Here is a 19,526-nt window from a genome sequence, read left to right on the forward strand (position 1 = left end):
GGTCAAAACCACCACAAAGGGGACAGGCACCTTTGTGGTGGTTTATGCTTTTCCGGGTGGAAGGGAGCGAGCAATGGCGTCTGAGGGCTTTTTTGAACGGGTGTACGAGGTGGTCGAGCAGATCCCCGAGGGGATGGTCGCCACGTATGGCCAGGTGGCGCTGCTTGCCGGTCGTCCACGAAGTGCGCGGTACGTGGGGTATGCCCTGCATAGTAATCCGCGCCCCGGCGAGATTCCCTGTCACCGCGTGGTGTTTGCCGACGGGCACATATGCGAGGGCTTCGCTTTTGGCGGTCCCGATGCTCAACGTGAGCTTTTGCTAGGGGAAGGTGTGGCGTTTAAGGACGACATGCACGTCGACTTGGCCGCCTGTCGCTGGCCTGCCGGGCTCTAGCGGTTCTGCCGTGGCGAAAACCACCACAAAGGCGCCTGTCCCCTTTGTGGTGGTTTTACACTGTAGGTTTACCAGAGCTAACTTATGGAGAAGGTGTGGCGGCGTACTTTGCCGTCAGAAAGTAAACCACGGTGAACTATATTGGTTTCAGCAACGGAGCAGGCAATAGGCGATGAAAAAGCCTGCCCTGTTGAGTTTGATTCGCATCCCTCCCCTCTGTGCGATTCAACGGTGTACTTCGGGAACAGGCCCGCTGGCAGCTAACTGCCGGCGGGCCTGTTCCCGTTTGTCGAGGGGGTGCGATGGACGGAGCCGAAGCGGTCCGGCTCCAAAAAAGGCGGACGCCGCAGCGCCCGCCCTATAGCAATCGAAAGCTCAAGCCAGTAGATCGGTCTAGTACACCATGCCCATGGCGTCCTGAACCTCTGCCAGGGTCTGATCGGCGATCTCGTTGGCGCGACGGTTGCCCTCGTGCAGGACGTCCTTCACATAGTCCAGATCGTTCTCGTAGCGCTGGCGACGCTCGCGGATCGGTGCGAAGTACTCGTTGACGGCCTCGGTCACGTACTTCTTGAGCTGGCCGGAGCCGCCCATGCCGATCTCCTCGGCAATCTCGACCTCGGAGCGACCGGTGCAGATGGCGGCTGTCGAAAGCAGGCCGGACACGCCGGGGCGGTTTTCGGGGTCGAACGTGATCATGCGCTCGGAGTCGGTCTGGCTCTTCTTGATGCGTTTGGCCGTCTCCTCGGCGGTCATCGAGATATTGATGGCGTTGCCGTAGCTCTTGCTCATCTTGCGACCGTCAAGGCCGGGAAGCAGCGGGGTCTCGGACAGCAATGCGTCGACCTCGGGAAATACCTTGCCGTAGCGGTTGTTAAAGCGGCGGGCGATGGTGCGGGTGAGCTCGATGTGCGGCAGCTGGTCGCGACCGACGGGCACGACGTTGCCCTTGCAGAACAGAATGTCGCAGGCCTGGTGCACCGGGTAGGTGAGCAGAAGACCGGTGAGCTCGTGGCCCGAGGCCTCCATCTCGGCCTTGACGGTGGGGTTGCGCGCCAGCTCGGCCTCGGACACCAGCGACAGGAACGGCAGCATGAGCTGGTTTGCTGCGGGCACGGCGGAGTGCGCGTAGATCATGGTCTTGTCGGGGTCGATACCGCAGGCAAGGTAGTCCATGACCATGTTGTACACGTTGTCCTGGATGTGCTCGGTCGTGTCGCGGTCGGTGATGACCTGGTAGTCGGCGATGAGCACGTTGGTCTTGGCGCCCATGTTCTGCAGCTCAACGCGGCCCTTGAGGGTGCCAAAGTAGTGGCCCAGGTGCAGGCGGCCGGTGGGGCGGTCGCCGGTGAGCATGGTGAACTTCTCGGGCGTCTTGGCCAGGCCCTCGCGAATGGCGTTGCTCTTTTGCAGCGTGACTTCGTAGCTGTTCTCGTTTGGCATGATTGCTCCTAACGTATGTTCATGGGTCAAGATGATAACGCGTTTATTGGAGGGGTGGTGCGTAAGTAGGCGAGGGGCGGGAGAGGGGCGCGCGTGGTGCGGCATGTGCGATGGGTGCGGCGCGGCCGCGCTTGGCTAACGGTGCCTTGGCACATCCTCGGCAGCTTGCCCTAGAGCTTGTGGTGGCGCTCTTCTTTGCGCTCCTCGGCTGCCTGCTCCTCCTGCTTAAAAGCGGGGTCGTCGGGGGTGACCAGCTCGTCCTCGTGCGTGCGCTTGTTGTAATGGTGGCGCAGTACGGGCTCAAACAGATGTAGATGCTTGGCAAAGGCCGCCGAGCCAATGGCGAGCACGGTAAAGATGAGCACGCGCATGGGCACCTCGACCTGGTTAATCGCGGCGGCGCCGGCCGAAAGCATAATGCACCAGGCATAGATGAGCAGCACAGCCTGTTTTTGGTTGTAGCCTTCTTGGATCAGGCGGTGGTGGATGTGGCCCTTGTCGGCCTGCCCGATGCTAATGTGGGCGCGCTTGCGGCGCACAATGGCGCTAAACGTGTCGATGATGGGCACGCCGGCAACGATGAGCGGGATGATGAGCGAGGTGAGCGCGGCGGTGCGGCTCACGTTGAGCAGCGAGATGGAGCCCAGCGCAAAGCCCAGAAGCAGCGACCCCGAGTCGCCCAAGAAGATGCTTGCGGGGTTGAAGTTGTAGCGCAAAAAGGCCAGACAGGCGCCAAAGAGCGCAATGGAGAGCGCGGCGGCGTCGATGCGGCCCGAGAGAACGGCCATCGAAAACATGGTGAACGACGCGATGCCGCAGATACCCGTCGCCAGGCCGTCAAGGCCGTCGATGAGGTTAATGATGTTGGTGAATGCCACCAGATAGATCACGGTGATGGGGTAGGCGAGCCATCCGAGCATGATTTCGCCGGGGGCAAACGGGTTGACGATGACGCCGATTTTTAGGCCGCCCATGCAGGCGATAAGCGCGGCGAGGACCTGTCCGGCCAGCTTTTGCTTGGGCTTGAGCTGGAAGACGTCGTCGATAGCGCCGGTCGCAAAGATGACGGTAAAGGAGAGCGCCAGCATGGGATAGCTAATGTGAAGGCGCGGGTGCGGCACCAAAACGGGCGGCCAGCCCAGGTACCAGGTGCCTAGGATTTGCACAATGCAGGCAACGACCAGGCCCAAAAACACCGCCGTTCCGCCCAAACGCGGGATGGGCTTGGTGTTGATGCGGCGCTTAGAAGGATAGTCGACGGCATCGAGCTTAATTGCCAAGCGCTTGACCAGGGGCACCGCGAGGAAGGTCGTGATAAAGGCCGCCGCTGCCACGCATAGGTACGGTATGTAGCTCGGGGATGAAGCCATGAATCTAAAAACCGCCAAGCGTCGAAGGAAAAGGTCAAAGGTTGCTACGCGGAAATGGCATAGCTGTCCCATGATACTCGACCGAGGGGGTGCGGAGGTTTGCACCGTGCGATTATCACGCGCATACCAGATATTGGGATGTTGTCGATGGCTTGTCGGGATGCCGGCGGGGATCCATATGGACTGTAATGGTGATTTTCGGCAAAAGAAAACCACCCCCCACGTTACGAAAATGAACCCACCTAAAACAGGTGGGTGCCCTCATCGACTGTTCCAGCGTCCTTAACAACGAAGGATACCTGTACTGGGTACGACTGTGTGGGCTCCCTAAATAAACGCGACGGTTCACCCAGTTGCTCCGCGGGGGGCGGAATACCTACATTATAAAGCGGCACTTTATCGATTCCAGTCTTGACATTACAAAAATCGTGTCGGACGATTACGGCGCCTTAGGGACGGAGCCGTCTACCCGGTCTGGCCCTTTACGTTTGAGCTGCTGAATCGTTGTTTTGGAGCATTTTTTTTATGCTGATGTCGTTGACCGAACTTTTTTCGCCCGCCTGCCATTTGTGTCCGCGCCGTTGCGGTGCGGCGCGCGATGAGGGCGCGCGCGGCGTATGCGGTGCCGACGACACGCTTAAGGTCGCTCGCGCGGCGCTTCATATGTGGGAGGAGCCGCCTATCTCGGGCGAGGCCGGTTCGGGCACGATCTTCTTTAGCGGTTGCTCGCTTAAATGTATCTACTGCCAGAACCACGAGATCTCGACCAGCAATTTTGGCCTTGAGATTTCGTCTGAGCGTCTGGTCGAGATTATGCTGGAACTGCAGGACCAGGGTGCCAACAACATCAATTTGGTGACGGCGACGCACTATGCGCACCTGTTGCCTGCCGCGATTGCCGCGGCACGGGCGCGCGGGCTGGTCATCCCGATCGTCTACAACACGAGTGGTTACGAGCGTGCGAGTGCCGTGGCGGCGCTGGGCGACCTGGTCGATGTGTGGCTCACCGACTTTAAATATGCCGATGCCGGGCTTGCGCAGTCGCTTTCTCATATTAAGGACTACCCGCGCGTGGCCGTGTCGGGTCTGGCCCAGATGGCGCGCGAGATCGAGCGCCGCGGGGGAGAGTTGGTGGATGAGGACGGGCTCATGAAGCGCGGCATCATCGTGCGCCACCTGGTGCTTCCGGGGCATGCGGACGATTCGTGTCGCGTACTGGACCTAGTGTGGCAGACGGTGGGCGATGTGCCGATCTCGGTCATGAACCAGTACACGCCCAATGCGCTTATGCGCGAGCAGGGCGGCGACTTGGCACGCGCCGTGACGCGCGAGGAGTACGAGCAGGTGCTCGACCATGCCGACGACCTGGGCTTTACGACGATGTTCTGGCAAGAGGGCGGCGCGGTAGACGAGAGCTTCACCCCGGCCTTCGACACCACCGGCGTCCTCACCAGCGCAAAGTAGGACGTTCGTCGATGATTTTTCTGGGACGGGGATTAAAAAATCATCGAGAGGATCGCCTGTTCGAAAAGTTGTCAAAATAGCCGCGCTCCAAAAAGACTGGGTATTGGGCGTTGACAGTTGGCGAGCCGTAGGTAAAATATCAACTTGTCCTGGGGACGTAGCTCAGTTGGGAGAGCGCTGCCGTCGCATGGCAGAGGCCGAGGGTTCGACTCCCTTCGTCTCCACCCTTGGATTTGATAAGCCGCTGACATTGTGTCGGCGGCTTTTTTTAAAAGAAAGGGCTGTACCATGGCCGAGCTTGAGTCCCAACCACTGTCTGCCGAGGAACGCGCCGAGTTGGAAGAGCTCCGCGCCGAGAAAGCTCGTCGCGAGGCCCAGGAAGAGGCACGCCGCGAGCGTGAGGAGCTGGCCGCCCTGCGTGCCGAGCGTGCGAAGGCCGAGGAGGCTGCTGCGAAGGGCGCAGCCGTACCGGCGCCTGCGCCCGCACCCAAGCCCGCCTCTGCGAAGCCTGCACCTGCCGCGCACAAACCTCAGCCTAAAAAGGCCGCTCGTCCCAAGTCCGTCGATCCCAAGCCGAGCCGCGACGAGATGAGCTTTGCCCAGCGCATGGTTACCTCCAAGGAGCCTACGGGCGAGAACGAGATCCCTGGCATGGCGCCGGCTCAAAAAATCATCATTGTCCTTGCCCTCATCGCGTTTGTCATCTTTATGGGCTACACGATCCTGACCAGCATGGGCCTGCTCTAGCCGATTCGCGCCGGGTGCCATGCCCGAACACTCTGCCCTTCTCCAACCCTCAACCTCTGCACAACGCATCCGAAAGGTCGCCCCATGGCTTTGACCGACATCTCGCATCCCACCGACATTGCAATGCTCACTGATCTGTACGAACTCACTATGGCCCAGGGCCTGTGGGAGAACGGCAAGGCCAATGAGCAGGGTTGTTTTACGGCGTTTTACCGCGACCATCCCTTTGGCAGCGCGTATGCCGTCATGTGCGGCACCGCCGAGCTGCCCGAGCTGGTCGAGAATCTGCGCTTTACACCCGAGGATATCGACTACCTCGCCTCACTCCAGGCCCCGGCCGGCGGCGCGATGTTCAAGCCTGCATTCCTCGACTACCTGCGCGATTTTCGAGCGCATGTAAACATCGACGCCGTTCCCGAGGGCGAGCTCGTCTTTCCGCGCGAGCCCATGGTGCGCGTCACCGGTCCCGCGCTGGAATGCCAGCTGCTCGAGACGGCGCTGCTCAACATTGTCGGGTTCCAGACGCTTGTCGCCACCAAGACGGCGCGCGTGGTGCTCGCCGCCGACGGTCGCCCCGTGGCGGAGTTTGGCCTGCGCCGAGCCCAGGGTCCCGATGGCGGCCTGGCCGTTGCGCGCGCGAGCTACGTTGCCGGCTGCTCCTCTACGTCCAATGTGCTCGCCGGCCGCCGCTACGGTATTCCCGTCTTTGGCACGCATGCGCACAGCTGGGTGATGAGCTTCGATTCCGAGCTCGAGGCCTTCCGCGCCTTTGCCAAGTCGAGTCCCAAGAACTGTACGCTGCTTATCGACACCTATGACGTGCGCGAGGGCTGCGAGCATGCCATTACGGTTGCCAAGGAGATGGAGGCGGTGGGCGAGCGTCTGTCGGCCATTCGCATCGACTCCGGCGACCTCGCCAAGCTCTCCAAGTATGTTCGCGGCCGTTTTGATGCCGAGGGCCTGCCCTATGTGGGGATTTCGGTTTCCAACGATCTGGATGAGTACACGATTCAGTCGCTGCTCGACCAGGGCGCGCCCATCGACAGCTTTGGCGTGGGTACCAAGCTTGCGACCTGTTACGACCAGCCGGCGCTGGGCGGCGTGTACAAGCTTTCCGCCCGCCGTGCGAGCGAGGCAGATCCATGGACGCCGGTTGTCAAGCTCTCCGAGCAGCCCTACAAGCGCACGATCCCGGGTGTGCAACGCGTGCGCCGTTATTACGACGGCTTTGGCGGCCCGGTCTGCGACATGATCTACGACGAGGACCATCTGGCGGGGGAGGGCGCCGCGCGCGGCAATACCCTTGTGGCCGTGAATGATGCCGCCCTGGTGACCGACGTGTCCGAACTTGAGTATCGCGAGCTGCTGGTGCCGATCGTGCGCGATGGCAGTGCGGTGGCTCCGCGTGAGAGCATCCAGGACGCGCGCGAGCGCTGTGCTTGGGCGTTCGATCATCTGGACGCAGCTTTTAAGCGCTTCCTGTACCCGCAGACCTATGTGGTGGGCATGGAGCAGGGCCTGGCTCAGGTGCGCGACGAGCTCGTGCGCAAGAACATGGCTGCGGCTTCGGCCTTCCCCTGGGCAAAATGATCCGAAGGGGACGGAGGAAAACGGATCATTTTCGTCCGTTCCGCACTAGGCGCCCCGACTGCCCCAGCTCGCCCGAACGCTCGACATTCGATTGGTTTGACGTATGACGACTTCTTATAAAACGATGGTGGTAAAGATCGGTTCGTCCACGGTGGTGGGCGCCGACGGCAAGGTCAACCGCGCCTTTATCGGCGGGCTTGCCGACCAGGCCGCAGCGCTGCGCGAGCTTGGCTGGCGCCTGGTCGTGGTGAGCTCGGGTGCCATTGCCTGCGGCTATCCCGTGCTGGGCTTCGACCGCAAGCCGGTCGGCGACCTGCCGAGCCTGCAGGCCTGCGCCTCGGCCGGTCAGTGCATCATCTCGTCGGCCTACGACGAGGAGTTCCATGCGCGCGACCTGCTCACCTCGCTCGTGCTGCTCACGCGTCACGACACGGCGCGCCGCACGTCCTACCTGCACGCGCGCGACGCCCTGCTGCGCCTGGTGGAGCTGGGCGTGGTGCCGGTCGTCAACGAGAACGACACCGTTACCGTCGATGAGATCAAGTTCGGCGACAACGACACGCTGGCGGCGCTTGTGAGCTGCCTGGTTTCTGCCGATCTGTGCGTGACGCTCTCGGACATCGATGGCCTCTATACCGCCAATCCGCACGAGGACCCCACGGCCGAGTTCGTCCCGGTCGTGCATAAGATCGATGCCAAGATCATTGCCTCGGCGGGCGATTCTTCGACGTCGGTGGGCACCGGCGGCATGATCACCAAGATTCGCGCGAGCCGCATTTTGATGACGGCCGGCATTCAGAGCGTGATCTGCTCGGGCGAGGAGCCCGATGCGCTCGTGCGTCTGGCCCGTGGCGAGAGCGTGGGCACGCTGTTCGACCCGCCGGCGGAGCGCCTGGATATTGCGCCCCGCAAGCTGTGGATCGCGCTGGGTGACAAGGCACATGGCTCGGTAACGGTTGACGACGGCGCTGCGAAGGCGCTGGTCAGCCGTGGCTCATCGCTGCTCGCGGTGGGCATTCGCCAGGTCGATGGAGATTTTGCCGAGGGCGATGTGCTCGACGTGTGCGACCCGAGCGGCATGGTCGTTGCTCGCGGTATCGCCGAGGCTGATTCGGACGTGCTGGAGCTTGCGGCAGGACGCCGCCAGGACCAGATTGCCAGCAACCGCCTGCTCGCAGATCTGGCCGAGAAGCCGGCGATACACAGGGATAATCTGATCGTCTTCGCCTAACGGGTCGACGCTGCAAACGCCCCTAAGCGGCAATCTGACGTTCAATCGTCGGGCATGACCAAAAGGTCAATGCCCTCCTCTTTCACGTCACCTTGCTCGCTTAGGGGCGTTTTCGCTTTCCGTCCTCTGCCTGCGATGTTGCTGTTACCGGCACTTGGGTGGCACTTGGGGACGTTCCTTTGGTGCCGGCAGTTGGGGACACTCCTTTGCTAGAAGATTTGGCGCAGATCTCCACGGTTGAGGGCTTCGTTGAAGAGGTGCTTGAACACCACGCCGCCGTGTAGACCGTCGTGCTCGAACTCGTTGGTCACCCAGGCATGCGAGTTGCCCACGCGGCTGAGCGTGTTGAGCTGCAGACCCGAATCCACGTACATGTCGTCGAAATACACGGCGGCCTGGAGCGGCACCTCGTTGCAGGCCAGGCGCTGCGGGTCGTAGATCTTGTCCCAGCTGGTGTCTTCCATCATCAGATCCATCGCCGGCTTGAAGGGCTTAAGTTCGGGCATCTGCTCAAACATCCACGGGAACATGGCCTCGCCGGTAAACATGAGCGGGCGCGCGAGTGTGTCGAACTCGGCACGATGAGCTTTCTCTTCTGCCGCGGCCCAGCGAATGGGCATGGTGTCGCCGTCGGCGTAGATGAACTCCTGCAGCGTCCAGTACAGTGGATTCGTGCGCGTGTTGGTTCGCTCGAAGGCGCGCATCAAAAAGCTATCGGATACTGAGGCACCGCAGCTCAGCGTGCCGTCGCCGTCAGCAAAAGCATGATCGATAATCCAATGCATGCGCTCAAAGCTCGGCTTCATGCCAAAGTCGCTGCCCATGAGCTGTAGGCGCTCAACCGTCATCGGCGAGCCGTCGGGCAGCACGGGCTTCTGAGCCTCGAGCGCATCGGCCAGGGCTGCCACGCGCTCGACGTCAGCGGGGTAGCGGTCGTAATACTGCTGCGTCTTGGCGGCCATGCGCGGGAAGGTGTGCGCGTAGACCTCGCTGGCGCTCGCCGGCACGTGCGGAATGCCACCACAGGTAAAGCTTGCCGCCACGCCCTCGGGGAAGAGCGACAGATAGCTCAGCGTCAAAAAGCCGCCGTAGCTCTGCCCGAGCGTGACCCAGGGCCTGCCGCCAAAGCCCACCAGGCGCAGGTACTCAAAATCGCGCACGATAGAGCTGGCGAGGTGACGCTTGAGGAAGTCTGCCTGCGAGCGGTCCGCATCGGCGCCGGCTGCCTCGGCGCGCTCGCCCAAGGCCGCGATCGTGCGTCCGTCCACGCAGCTACTGCGTCCGGTGCCGCGCTGGTCGGGCAGGACCACGCGGAAGTGTTTGACGGCCTCCTCGATCCAGCCATCGCTTGTGGGCGACAACGGACGCGGGCTCTCGCCGCCGGGGCCGCCCTGTAAAAACAGGAGCAGCGGCAGATCGTCGTTGATGCGGTCGGGCGCGCAAACCACGCGATAGAAGAGCTTGATGCTCTCGGGCGCGCCGGCGATTGGTGCCGGCATAGCGCCGCGGCGCATGGTGCTGCCGACGGCCAGGAGCATCGGCTCCAGGCCGCGCCAGTCAAGGGGGACGTCGATGCTGTGGTCCTCGACATACAGGCCGGGGACGTGGTACGAAGTGATGAGCGCCATGTGATGCTTCCGTTCGTTGCGGTGTTTCGGGTTGACCAATTCTACCGCCGTGCGCGAGGGCATGCACAAATCGGCTACCATGGTGGGCAAACTACTAAGAGAAAGGGCCGCCCATGTCGGTCGATATAGCCACGTATGTCCACGATCTTGCCGTTGCCGCCAAGGCAGCGTCGGCCTCGCTTGCCACGGCGAGCGATGAGCAGCGCCAGGAGGCCGTGCGCGCCATGGCCGCAGCACTGCGCAACGGTGTAGACTCCATCGTCGCCGCCAACGAGCTCGATATGTCCGCCGCGCGTGATGCGGGGACCTCGGCGGGGCTCCTTGACCGTCTGCTGCTGACGCCCGAGCGCGTTGAGGGTATGGCCGCCGGCCTGGAGAAGCTCGCCGAGCTGCCCGATCCTGTGGGCCGCGTGCTCGACCACCGCGTGCTCGCAAGCGGCGTGGACCTCACCCGTGTGAGCGTGCCGTTGGGCCTGGTTGCCATGGTGTACGAGGCGCGCCCCAACGTGACGGCCGACGCCGCGGGCATCTGCATCCGCACCGGCAACGCCTGCATTCTGCGCGGCGGCTCGCTGGCCTATCACTCGTGTGCCATGATTTCTGAGCTGCTGGCCGATGCGCTCGAGACCAAGGGCTTCCCGCGCGAGGCCGTGTCGATGATCGAGTCCACCGACCGCGAGGCCACCGGCGAGCTCATGAAGCTCCGCGGCATCGTCGACGTGCTCATTCCGCGTGGCGGTGCGGGCCTGATCCAGCGCTGCGTGCGCGAGTCGCTCGTTCCGGTGATCGAGACGGGCACGGGTAACTGCCACATCTACGTGCATGAATCCGCCGACTTTGATAAGGCGCTCAACATTATCGTTAATGCCAAGACCCAGCGCGTAGGCGTGTGCAATGCCGCCGAGTCGCTGCTGGTCGACCGTGCTGTGGCCGATGCGTTTTTGCCTGCGGTCGTTGCCGTGCTGCACGACCACGGCGTGCTCATTCACGGTGACGAGGCCACGCGCGCCGCGTGCGCCGACGCCGGCTTTGTGGAGGGCGATGACTACGTCGCCGCGACTGAGGAGGACTGGGGTCGCGAGTACTTGGCTCTCGAGATGAGCGTGAAGGTCGTGGCAAACGAGGACGAGGCCATCGCACACATCAATCGCTACGGCACGATGCACTCCGAGGCCATCGTTGCCGAGGACACGGATGCTTGCGAGCGCTTCCTGGATGCGGTCGATGCCTCGGCCGTGTACGCCAACGCCAGCACGCGCTTCACCGACGGCGGCGAGTTTGGCCTGGGCGCCGAGATCGGCATCTCGACCCAAAAGCTCCACGCCCGTGGCCCCTTTGCCGCCGAGGCCCTCACCACCTACAAATACAAGCTCCGCGGCACCGGCCAGGTCCGTCCCTAACGCCCGCGCAAACAAAAACCACCACAAAGGTGCCTGTCCCCTTTGTGGTGGTTTTAGGTGGCGTTGACGGTTAGGCCTGGAAGGTATCTCGGTCGGGGGCGAAGGACTGCATGGCCGCGATGGTGCGGTCAAAGAGCTCGGGAAGCTCCCAGCCCAACATCTCGGCGCCCTGCGAAATCACGTCGCGCGAGCAGCCGGCGGCAAAGCGTTTGTCCTTGAACTTCTTCTTGAGCGACTTAGTCGTAAAGTCCATAACGCTCTTGCTCGGGCGCATGATGACGGCAGCGCCGATCAGGCCGGTGAGCTCATCGCAGGCAAACAGGATCTTTTCCATCTGCAGCTCGGGCTTGGGTAGTGAGGTGTTGAAGTCCGACGTGTGCGTCTGGATGGCGCGAATGAGCTCGGGAGACGCACCTTCGCCCTCAAGAATCTCGGCAGCATAGATGGTGTGGTTAATGGGGCCGTCCTCATGCTCCTCCCAATCCAGGTCGTGCAGCAGACCGACGATGCCCCAAAACTCCTCGTTCTCGGGGTCGAACTCGCGCGCAAAGTAGCGCATAGTGCCCTCGACCGTCTCGCCATGGGTGATATGGAACGGGTCCTTGTTGTGCTCATTGAGCAGTTCGAACGCGCGGTCGCGGGTGATTCCGGCGGTAAGCGGCTCTGCCATAAGAGACTCCTTGTGCTCGTGGGTATCGATAAGAATGAATACTACTAGAACAAGAAAACCACCACAAAGGTGCCTGTTCCCTTTGTGGTGGTTTTTGGCGCGGATGGGTTAGTTGAGGGCGGCTTGGGCTAGGCGGGCTTCGGCGGCCTCCTCGGTGACGCCCAAGGCCACGGCGAACTCCTCGATGGAGCGGCGTTTGGCCTCCTTGAGTACGCGCATGTAGTAGGAGCTGGGTTTTTTATCAGCTTCCTCGGCCTGGCGAATGCGGTGCATCATGGTCTTTGCCACGCGGACCGTCTCGGGCGCGCCCAGCTTGAGCTGCTGCTTAAAGTGTGTCTCCTCAAGCGAGCTGTTGCGCTCGGTAAAGGTGTCGCACTCCAGCTCGTCATAGTGGCTCAGCAGGTGCTCGGCATCTTGCTGAGAGATGGCGGCGTGCAGACGGTCGGCCTGCGCCACGGGGTACATGAGGATCGTCTGCGCATGTCCCTGCTTGGTCTCGAGCAGTAGCATGGGCTGCGGTGTGTCGTCCCTAAAGCCGACGACGGTGCAGACTCCCTGACCCGGATGAATGACGTGTTGACCGATTGAGAACATGCTACCTCCAACTTATACGAATTTACGTATGTTTAGAATAACACGCTGACGTGCTCAAACCCTTACTTTATGCAGGAAAAGCACACAACTCTGATAGGTAAGAGTATTCGATAACAGACGCAGCTCATTCACACCTTTATGCATTTTCAACGCGTGCATAATTTGCAGGCAGACTGGCATCTTTGAGTGACTCCATACAAGCTGTAGTCAATTTTGTGCATATGCAATATCGATTGGCTTTACCCTGCGACAGTGCCCGTCGCTTGTGATAGAGTGCTACAAACTCTGGCTTTTGCCCTACGAGTGACCAAGAGCTCGGGGGCTTTAACACAAGGAGGATCTATGCCCGAGAAGATTGAAGAGCTGGTACGCGCTGCGCTTGCTGCGGCCCAGGAGGCCGGCGACCTTTCCGCATTTGAACTTGACGATTGCGCTATCGAGCGACCGGCTGACACTTCTCATGGCGAGTGGACCTCTACCATGGCCCTGAAGTCCGCCAAGCTGGCCCACTGCGCCCCGCGCAAGATCGCCGAGGCCATCGTTGCCCATATGCCCGAGGACCCCGCGATCGAGAAGGTCGAGATCGCAGGCCCCGGCTTCATCAACTTCTACCTCTCCGTTGCCGTCAAGAATGCCATCTTTGGCGAGGCTCGTGAGAAGGGTATGGACTTCGCTAAGTCCAACGTCGGTGGTGGCCTGAAGACCCAGGTCGAGTTCGTTTCCGCCAACCCCGTCGGCCCCATGCACATCGGCCACGGCCGCTGGGCCGCGCTGGGCGACTCGCTCTGCCGCGTTATGGATCACGCCGGTTACGACATCCAGCGTGAGTTCTACATCAACGACCACGGCTCTCAGATGAACACCTTCGGCAACTCCATCAGCACGCGCTATATGCAGCTTGCCGACATCATCGCCAAGCAGGGCGTGGATATCGACGAGGCTCACAAGCTGCTGATCGCCGACCGCGACGCCTTTGTTGCCGACGAGAACGACGAGCATCCCGAGACCCATCCGTATCAGGACAACTTTGCCGAGACCCTGGGCAAGGACTCCTACGGCGGCGACTACATTATCGACGAGGCCGCCGAGTTCTGGCGCACCGACGGCGATAAGTGGGTCGAGGCCGATCCTCAGGAGCGCATGGAGAGCTTCCGCGAGCGCGGCTATGTGAAGATGGTCGACAACATGCGCGACCTCTGCCACGCCGTCAATTGCGACTTCGATCGTTGGTACTCCGAGCGTTCGCTGTACGTGAAGGACACCGAGGGCGAGACCGCCGGCACCTCTGCCGTCGACCGCGCTTTTGAGAAGCTCGACAAGATGGGCTACCTCTACACCAAGGACGGCGCCCTGTGGTTCCGCTCCACCGACCTGGGCGATGACAAGGACCGCGTTCTGATCAAGTCCGACGGCGAGTACACCTACTTCGCCTCCGACGTTGCCTATCACTGGGATAAGTTCCAGCGCGTCGACCACGTCATCGACATCTGGGGCGCCGACCACCACGGCTACATCGAGCGCGTCCGCTGCGTATGCGATGCCTTGGGTTACCCCGGCAAGTTTGAGGTTCTGCTGGGCCAGCTCGTCAACCTGCTGCGCAACGGCAAGCCCGTCCGTATGTCCAAGCGTAAGGGCACCATGGTGACCCTGCAGGAGCTCGTCGACGAGGTCGGCTCCGACGCTGCCCGTTACACCCTCATCTCCAAGAGCTCCAACCAGATGGTCGACTTCGATATTGAGGCCGTCAAGAAGCGCGACAACTCCAACCCGGTGTACTACGTGCAGTACGCTCACGCCCGCGTGTGCTCCATCCTGCGCCGTGCCGCTGACGTTACGCCCGAGCAGGCTGACGAGATGGGCATGAAGGCCGTCGCCGCCAAGGCCATCGGTGAGAACGTCGATTACTCGCTGCTGACCGACCCGACCGAGCTCGCCCTTTCGCGCAAGCTCAACGAGCTCACCGACCTCATCGCTAGCTGCGCTCGCGACCGCGCCCCGTTCCGTCTGACGCACTTTGCTGAGGAACTCGCCGGCGACTTCCACAGCTTCTACGCTGCCTGTCAGGTGCTGCCGAGCGAGGGCCGTCCCGTCGACCCCGAGCTTTCGCGTGCCCGTCTGGCCGCTTGCGATGCCGTCCGTGTGACGCTCGCCCTGGTGCTCACCCTCGTTGGCGTTTCCGCGCCCGAGCAGATGTAAGCTACGGGTCATTTGACCGTACAGACTTGGTTTAACTAAGCCTTGAAAGCCCGATCTCCCACGGAGGTCGGGCTTTTTGCAAACGCCGACGTATTGACGAATTTGGAACTGCTGGAAATACGAAACTATGCCGGTTTACTACGATGAAATGAGAAATTCCAACTACGCCGGCTTTTCGCAAAAAAGTGCAAGGCATCTACCTGTGGTTTTAGTTCAACAAGTTTCGGAGTGATCGCGGTTGAGCGATTCATCGTAGTAAACCGCCACAGTTTTGGCGGAGGCAGTCAGATTTGTGGGTGTTAAACCAAAGATTGTCCCTTTTGACTAGTCGTTTAAGAACGTCCTCAATGACTAAGTTGCAGGTGGTTGCGGTTGTGTTACACTAACGCTGCGTATATGACGCAAATATCTCGATACAGATCAATGATGTCCGTCGGTATTTGACGGAGCTAGACTGTTTAGCCGCCCTGAAGGTTTATGCAGGGAGCATGTGATCACAGGGCTTGAAAAGAAAGTTGAGCAAACACTGTGTCTGATCAACAGCAAGAAAACGAAATAACGACGACGCAAGCCGCTCCCGCTGCACCGGTTGCGTTGGACCAGGTCGCGGCGCCCGCGCAAGCCTCGGCTCCTGAGACGCCCAAGGCTGCTTCGACGCCTACGCCTTCAGCGGCTGAGAAGGCCGTGCCTGCAACTGGTGAGGAGGCTGCTCCGGCAAAGCCCAAGCGTACGCGCCGCACGGCCAAGTCTGCTGCTGACGGCGAGGAGGTCACCAAGCCCAAGCGCCGTACCACGCGCACGACGCGCGTCAAGCGCACCGTTGCAGCTGACTCCTCGGAGCCGATTTCCGATGAGGTCGCGCAGGCGCGTGCGTTGGCGCAGATTAGCGAGGCTCAGGTGGTGCGCGCCCGCCGTCGTGCTGCCGAGCGCGAGGCCGCGGCTCTGACCGAGCTTGCAGCTCCGTCTGCGCCCGAGACACCTGCCGCCGACCAGCCGACCGAGAAGCCGGCACCGCGCACACGCCGTCGCACGGCTGCTAAGGCCGAGCAGGTTGCCGATCAGGTAACCCTCGAGCTCACCGAGGCTTCGGTTCGTTCCGCGGCAGGGGAGGGCGCATCGCCTGCTGAGTCCGCTGCGCCTGTCGAGGCCAGCGAAGTTCCCGTTGTCGATCCGGCTTTGCGCCCGCACCGTCGCGGTCGCAAGCCCAAGGCCTTCGTCGAGGCCGAGAAGGCCGCAGCCGCAGCCGCAGCCGCTCGGGATGCTGCTGCGACCGCCGAGTCTGCAACCGCTGCCGACGCGCCCGTCCTGGATGCTACGACTTCCGAGGCCGTTTCTGCCGATGCCGAGCCCGCCGACGTCCGTCCTGGTCGCAGCCATCGTACTGCTGCTAAGCGCACGTCCAAGGCCAAGGCTGCCAAGAAGGGTGCGTCCGAGGATTCCGCCGAGACGACCGCCGATGCATCGACTGATGCCGCCGAGCCCCAGGACGTCGAACAGCCTGCGTCTGAGAAGCCCAAGCGCGGTCGTAAGAAGTCCGCTAAGGCCAAGGCGTCCGAGCAGCAGACTGATGTCGAAGCACAGGTCGATTCCGGCGCCGAGGCCAATGACGCCGCTGCGGCTAACGCCGATGCCGCCGCAACCGATGGCGCCGCGCCCGCCGAGGCCGAAGACGGCGCTCGCCCCAACCGTCGCCAGCACAAGCGCAACGAGGAGCGCAATGAGCGCAAGGACGACCGCAACAACGACCGTCGCAACCGCCAGCGCGATCGCAAACAGCGCAACAAGGAGCGTAACGCCGCCCCCACCGAACCCACGCTTTCGCGCGAGGAACTCGCGGCCATGAAGGTCGCCGAGCTGCGCGAGAAGGCCAAGGAGTTCGAGATCGAGACGACCGGCAAGAAGAAGGCCGAGCTCGTCGAGGAGATCTACACCACTGCCGCGAAGGCCGAGGGCTTCCGCGACATCAAGGGCATCCTGCAGATTCGCCCGGACAGCTCCGGCATCATCCACGCCCATGGCTACATGAAGTCCAATGACGACGCCTTCGTGCCCGCCTACCTCATCCGCTCCGCGCGCCTGCGCACGGGCGACGTCATCGAGGGCTCGCTCCGTCCTTCGCGCGGCGGCGACAAGCGCGCCGGCCTCGCCAAAATCACGACCGTCAACGGTCTGGACCCCGAGCAGATTCGCAATCGTCCCAAGTTCGGCGACCTTACCCCGGTCTATCCCAACGAGCCGCTGCGCATGGAGCACGGCAAGGACTCCATTACCGGTCGCGCCATCGACATCGTGTCGCCGATCGGCAAGGGTCAGCGTGGCCTGATCGTGTCCCCGCCTAAGGCCGGCAAGACGACGATCCTCAAGAAAATCTGCCAGTCTATCTCGATTAACAACCCCGAGGTGCACCTCATCTGCCTGCTCGTCGACGAGCGCCCCGAAGAGGTCACCGATATGCAGCGTTCCATCAAGGGCGAGGTTGTGGCGTCGACCTTCGATATGCCCGCCGACAACCACACTCGCGTGGCCGAGCTCGTTATCGAGCGCGCCAAGCGCATCGTGGAGCTGGGCGGCGATGTTGTGGTGGTGCTCGACTCCATCACGCGTCTTGCCCGCGCCTACAACTTGGCGGCGCCCGCCTCAGGCCGCATCCTTTCGGGCGGCGTCGATTCGGCGGCCCTGTATCCGCCCAAGCGCTTCCTGGGCGCAGCCCGTAATATCGAGAACGGTGGCTCGCTCACCATCCTGGCCTCTGCCCTCATCGACACCGGTTCCAAGATGGACGAAGTCATCTTCGAGGAGTTCAAGGGCACCGGCAACATGGAGCTTAAGCTCGACCGCGACTTGGCCGATCGCCGCATCTTCCCAGCTATCGACCCCGTTGCCTCCGGTACGCGTAACGAGGACCTGTTGGTTGACGAGCAGATGCGCCCGTTTGTCTTTGGCCTGCGTCGCATTCTTGCTGGCATGAACAACACCGAGCGCGCAGCCGCATCATTTATCAAGGGTCTTAAGGGCACCAACAGCAACCAGGAGTTCCTGGTGCGTTCGGCCAAAAAGCACAGCGACTACGAGCAGACGTTCTAGGTTGTCATCCACACGCAGCGTTAATCATCAATGCGATAAAGGGTCGGGGCTTTGAGCCTCGGCCCTTTTCTATATCGCCGCTTCGCACTTATTTTTGACCATAAGACTTGCAAGCAGCAGGTTTCCCGTTTCAATCCGACATCGTCGCTTGCAATCGACAGGGCGGTTTCGCATAATAGCTTTTAAGCTTCGCGACGGAAAACGCAGATGAAACGAACCATATACCGTTGCTTTGGGGCATAGCCCCGCTTCATCTTCTCTCGCGCAGCCAACTGAATGATGCGATTTGGGTGCTGGAAGATGGGGAGAGCTCATGGCTTCTTCTGATGCAACACAACGAGCAGTCCTTGCCGGACTTTCGTGCGGGATCGGCCTTGCCGCTCCCGTGGTTATGTATGCCGCGACGCTGCCGTTTTCGTCGGTGAACGAGACGGTCGTGGCGGGTGCGGTTCCCTTCGCCGTGGGCGCAGTGGCGGGCGTGGGTATCTATGCCGCCTCGCTGGGTATCTCCGAGTATCGTGCGCAGCGTGAAGAGCGTCTGTTCCAGCCCGATGCCATGGGCGGTGCCGCCAATCTCAATCAGCATCAAAGCGAGTTCAAGACCGCCTCGATTCCAGCTCAGCAGCAGGATGCGACTCCTTACGCTGCGGCTTCTGCTTCTCAGGCTCAGGCGGAGCAGTCTACCTCGGCATTCCTTTCCGGCCTGACTGGTGCGTTCCAGCGCCGTCATGCCGATGATGGTGTCCCTACCATCGCTCGAGCCGCAGATGCTATGGACGAGGACGAGGCTTGGTCCATGATCGACAGTATGCTCGACGACGATTCGCCGGTGAGCTGCGACCCTGCACACTCGCGCGACGTCTATCAAGTCGCCATCGACGAGCTCACCAACGGCGGGCAGACCGACTCCTTCAATCGCGACGACATCGCCGCCGCGGCACGCGCCGTGTCTGGCTCCCAGGCCGCCCCTGCGGGCAGCACGGCGGCTTTCGTGGCGCTCGTCGCCAACGCGGCAGCCAATAACGCCTACAGCGCTACCTCGGCGGACGCGAACGCTTCTGCCGACAATTCGTACGTTGATGAAGCCATGGCCGCGGACGAGGAGGCCGTTGCCGCCCGCCGTGCCGCCGAAAGCTCGCTTTGGGGCGCTCCTGCCCAGCAGCAGGCGGCTGAGGCTGCGCCGTACAACGCAAACCTCGCCAGCATGCCTATCATCTCCGGTGCCGCGGACATCGATCTCGATGACCTCGATGAGCCTGCAGCCATCACCGCATCGATTGATGCCCAAGATCGCATCGACACCGGCGACCTTCCGGACGCCTCGCTCGAGGTTGATGTCCCCATGGCCGATTACTCGGGCCACGAGGACATGTGGGCCGCCGCCACCGCGATTCTGGATGAGATTGACGAGCCCGCTCCTGTTGTAGCGCCCGCTCCCGTTGCTGCCCCTCAGCCTGCTGCCCCCGCCTATGTCGGCCGTCACAGCGCTGTGTTCCCCGAGGATACCGCCCGCATCTCGCGCGAGAGCATCGAGCGGGCCGAGGCTATTGCCGCCGGCATTATGGAAAATCGTCGTCACGAGCGCGTCAATCAGATCCTCGAGGAAGAGATCGAGCGCCTACAGTCCTCTACCGCCAAGCGTACGGGCCGTGCTTATCTGAGCGTTATCGAGGGCGGTACCGCCAGCTTCGCGCCGCTCCGCGCGGAGGCATAAC

The 19,526-nt window shown here is 61.9% G+C and carries 14 protein-coding genes and 1 tRNA gene; 10 read left to right on the top strand and 5 right to left on the bottom strand.

Annotated elements, in window-relative coordinates; all coding sequences use genetic code 11:
- Positions 1-73: 73 nt before the first annotated feature.
- Positions 74-394 carry an MGMT family protein gene (locus LK493_RS01320; protein ID WP_035137247.1) on the top strand — a complete coding sequence of 107 codons (321 nt, stop codon included), beginning with the start codon at positions 74-76 and terminating at the stop codon, positions 392-394.
- A gap of 393 nt (positions 395-787) precedes the next feature.
- On the opposite strand, the gene trpS is transcribed toward LK493_RS01320, so the two are convergent.
- Together trpS and LK493_RS01330 are read right to left on the bottom strand one after the other, a co-directional pair.
- Complete coding sequence (trpS, locus tag LK493_RS01325; RefSeq protein WP_227789859.1) at positions 788-1,837, bottom strand: tryptophan--tRNA ligase; 1,050 nt, start codon at positions 1,835-1,837, stop codon at positions 788-790.
- 170 nt (positions 1,838-2,007) lie between these two features.
- Positions 2,008-3,207, bottom strand: a complete 1,200-nt coding sequence (locus tag LK493_RS01330) for an MraY family glycosyltransferase (protein WP_195568758.1) — start codon at positions 3,205-3,207, stop codon at positions 2,008-2,010.
- A gap of 525 nt (positions 3,208-3,732) precedes the next feature.
- Between LK493_RS01330 and LK493_RS01335 the strand changes: the two genes are divergently transcribed.
- From LK493_RS01335 to proB, 5 genes are all read left to right on the top strand, one after another.
- Complete coding sequence (locus LK493_RS01335; RefSeq protein ID WP_227789860.1) at positions 3,733-4,671, top strand: radical SAM protein; 939 nt, start codon at positions 3,733-3,735, stop codon at positions 4,669-4,671.
- A 151-nt stretch (positions 4,672-4,822) separates the two neighbouring features.
- Positions 4,823-4,895: transfer RNA gene (locus tag LK493_RS01340), tRNA-Ala, on the top strand.
- Between the two features lie 64 nt (positions 4,896-4,959).
- Positions 4,960-5,418, top strand: coding sequence for a hypothetical protein (locus LK493_RS01345; RefSeq protein WP_227789861.1), 459 nt, complete (start codon positions 4,960-4,962; stop codon positions 5,416-5,418).
- A gap of 84 nt (positions 5,419-5,502) precedes the next feature.
- Positions 5,503-7,008 (top strand): nicotinate phosphoribosyltransferase, encoded by a 1,506-nt coding sequence (locus LK493_RS01350; RefSeq protein ID WP_227789862.1) that lies wholly within the window; start codon positions 5,503-5,505, stop codon positions 7,006-7,008.
- A 103-nt stretch (positions 7,009-7,111) separates the two neighbouring features.
- Positions 7,112-8,239 carry a glutamate 5-kinase gene (proB, locus tag LK493_RS01355; RefSeq protein ID WP_227789863.1) on the top strand — a complete coding sequence of 376 codons (1,128 nt, stop codon included), beginning with the start codon at positions 7,112-7,114 and terminating at the stop codon, positions 8,237-8,239.
- Positions 8,240-8,448: 209 nt separating this feature from the next.
- On the opposite strand, the gene LK493_RS01360 is transcribed toward proB, so the two are convergent.
- On the bottom strand, positions 8,449-9,867 hold the full coding sequence (locus LK493_RS01360) for an alpha/beta fold hydrolase (RefSeq protein WP_227789864.1): 1,419 nt from the start codon (positions 9,865-9,867) through the stop codon (positions 8,449-8,451).
- Between the two features lie 113 nt (positions 9,868-9,980).
- Between LK493_RS01360 and LK493_RS01365 the strand changes: the two genes are divergently transcribed.
- A complete protein-coding gene (locus tag LK493_RS01365) occupies positions 9,981-11,267 on the top strand; it encodes a glutamate-5-semialdehyde dehydrogenase (RefSeq protein ID WP_227789865.1) in 1,287 nt (428 codons plus the stop codon).
- Positions 11,268-11,337: 70 nt separating this feature from the next.
- Here the strand turns inward: LK493_RS01365 and LK493_RS01370 are convergent, their stop codons facing one another.
- Complete coding sequence (locus tag LK493_RS01370) at positions 11,338-11,937, bottom strand: HD domain-containing protein (RefSeq protein WP_227789866.1); 600 nt, start codon at positions 11,935-11,937, stop codon at positions 11,338-11,340.
- Between the two features lie 108 nt (positions 11,938-12,045).
- A complete protein-coding gene (locus tag LK493_RS01375) occupies positions 12,046-12,531 on the bottom strand; it encodes a CarD family transcriptional regulator (protein WP_006235480.1) in 486 nt (161 codons plus the stop codon).
- A 342-nt stretch (positions 12,532-12,873) separates the two neighbouring features.
- Between LK493_RS01375 and argS the strand changes: the two genes are divergently transcribed.
- The 3 genes from argS to LK493_RS01390 all read left to right on the top strand — a co-directional run bounded on the left by argS (position 12,874) and on the right by LK493_RS01390 (position 19,525).
- Entirely contained in the window at positions 12,874-14,727 is a 1,854-nt protein-coding gene (gene argS / locus LK493_RS01380; RefSeq protein WP_118206450.1) for an arginine--tRNA ligase, read from the top strand.
- Between the two features lie 528 nt (positions 14,728-15,255).
- Positions 15,256-17,811, top strand: coding sequence for a transcription termination factor Rho (gene rho / locus LK493_RS01385; RefSeq protein WP_227789867.1), 2,556 nt, complete (start codon positions 15,256-15,258; stop codon positions 17,809-17,811).
- A 313-nt stretch (positions 17,812-18,124) separates the two neighbouring features.
- Positions 18,125-19,525, top strand: a complete 1,401-nt coding sequence (locus LK493_RS01390; protein ID WP_227789868.1) for a hypothetical protein — start codon at positions 18,125-18,127, stop codon at positions 19,523-19,525.
- Position 19,526 lies beyond the last annotated feature (1 nt).

The sequence above is a fragment of the Collinsella aerofaciens genome (assembly GCF_020709435.1).
Classification (GTDB): domain Bacteria; phylum Actinomycetota; class Coriobacteriia; order Coriobacteriales; family Coriobacteriaceae; genus Collinsella; species Collinsella aerofaciens_AU.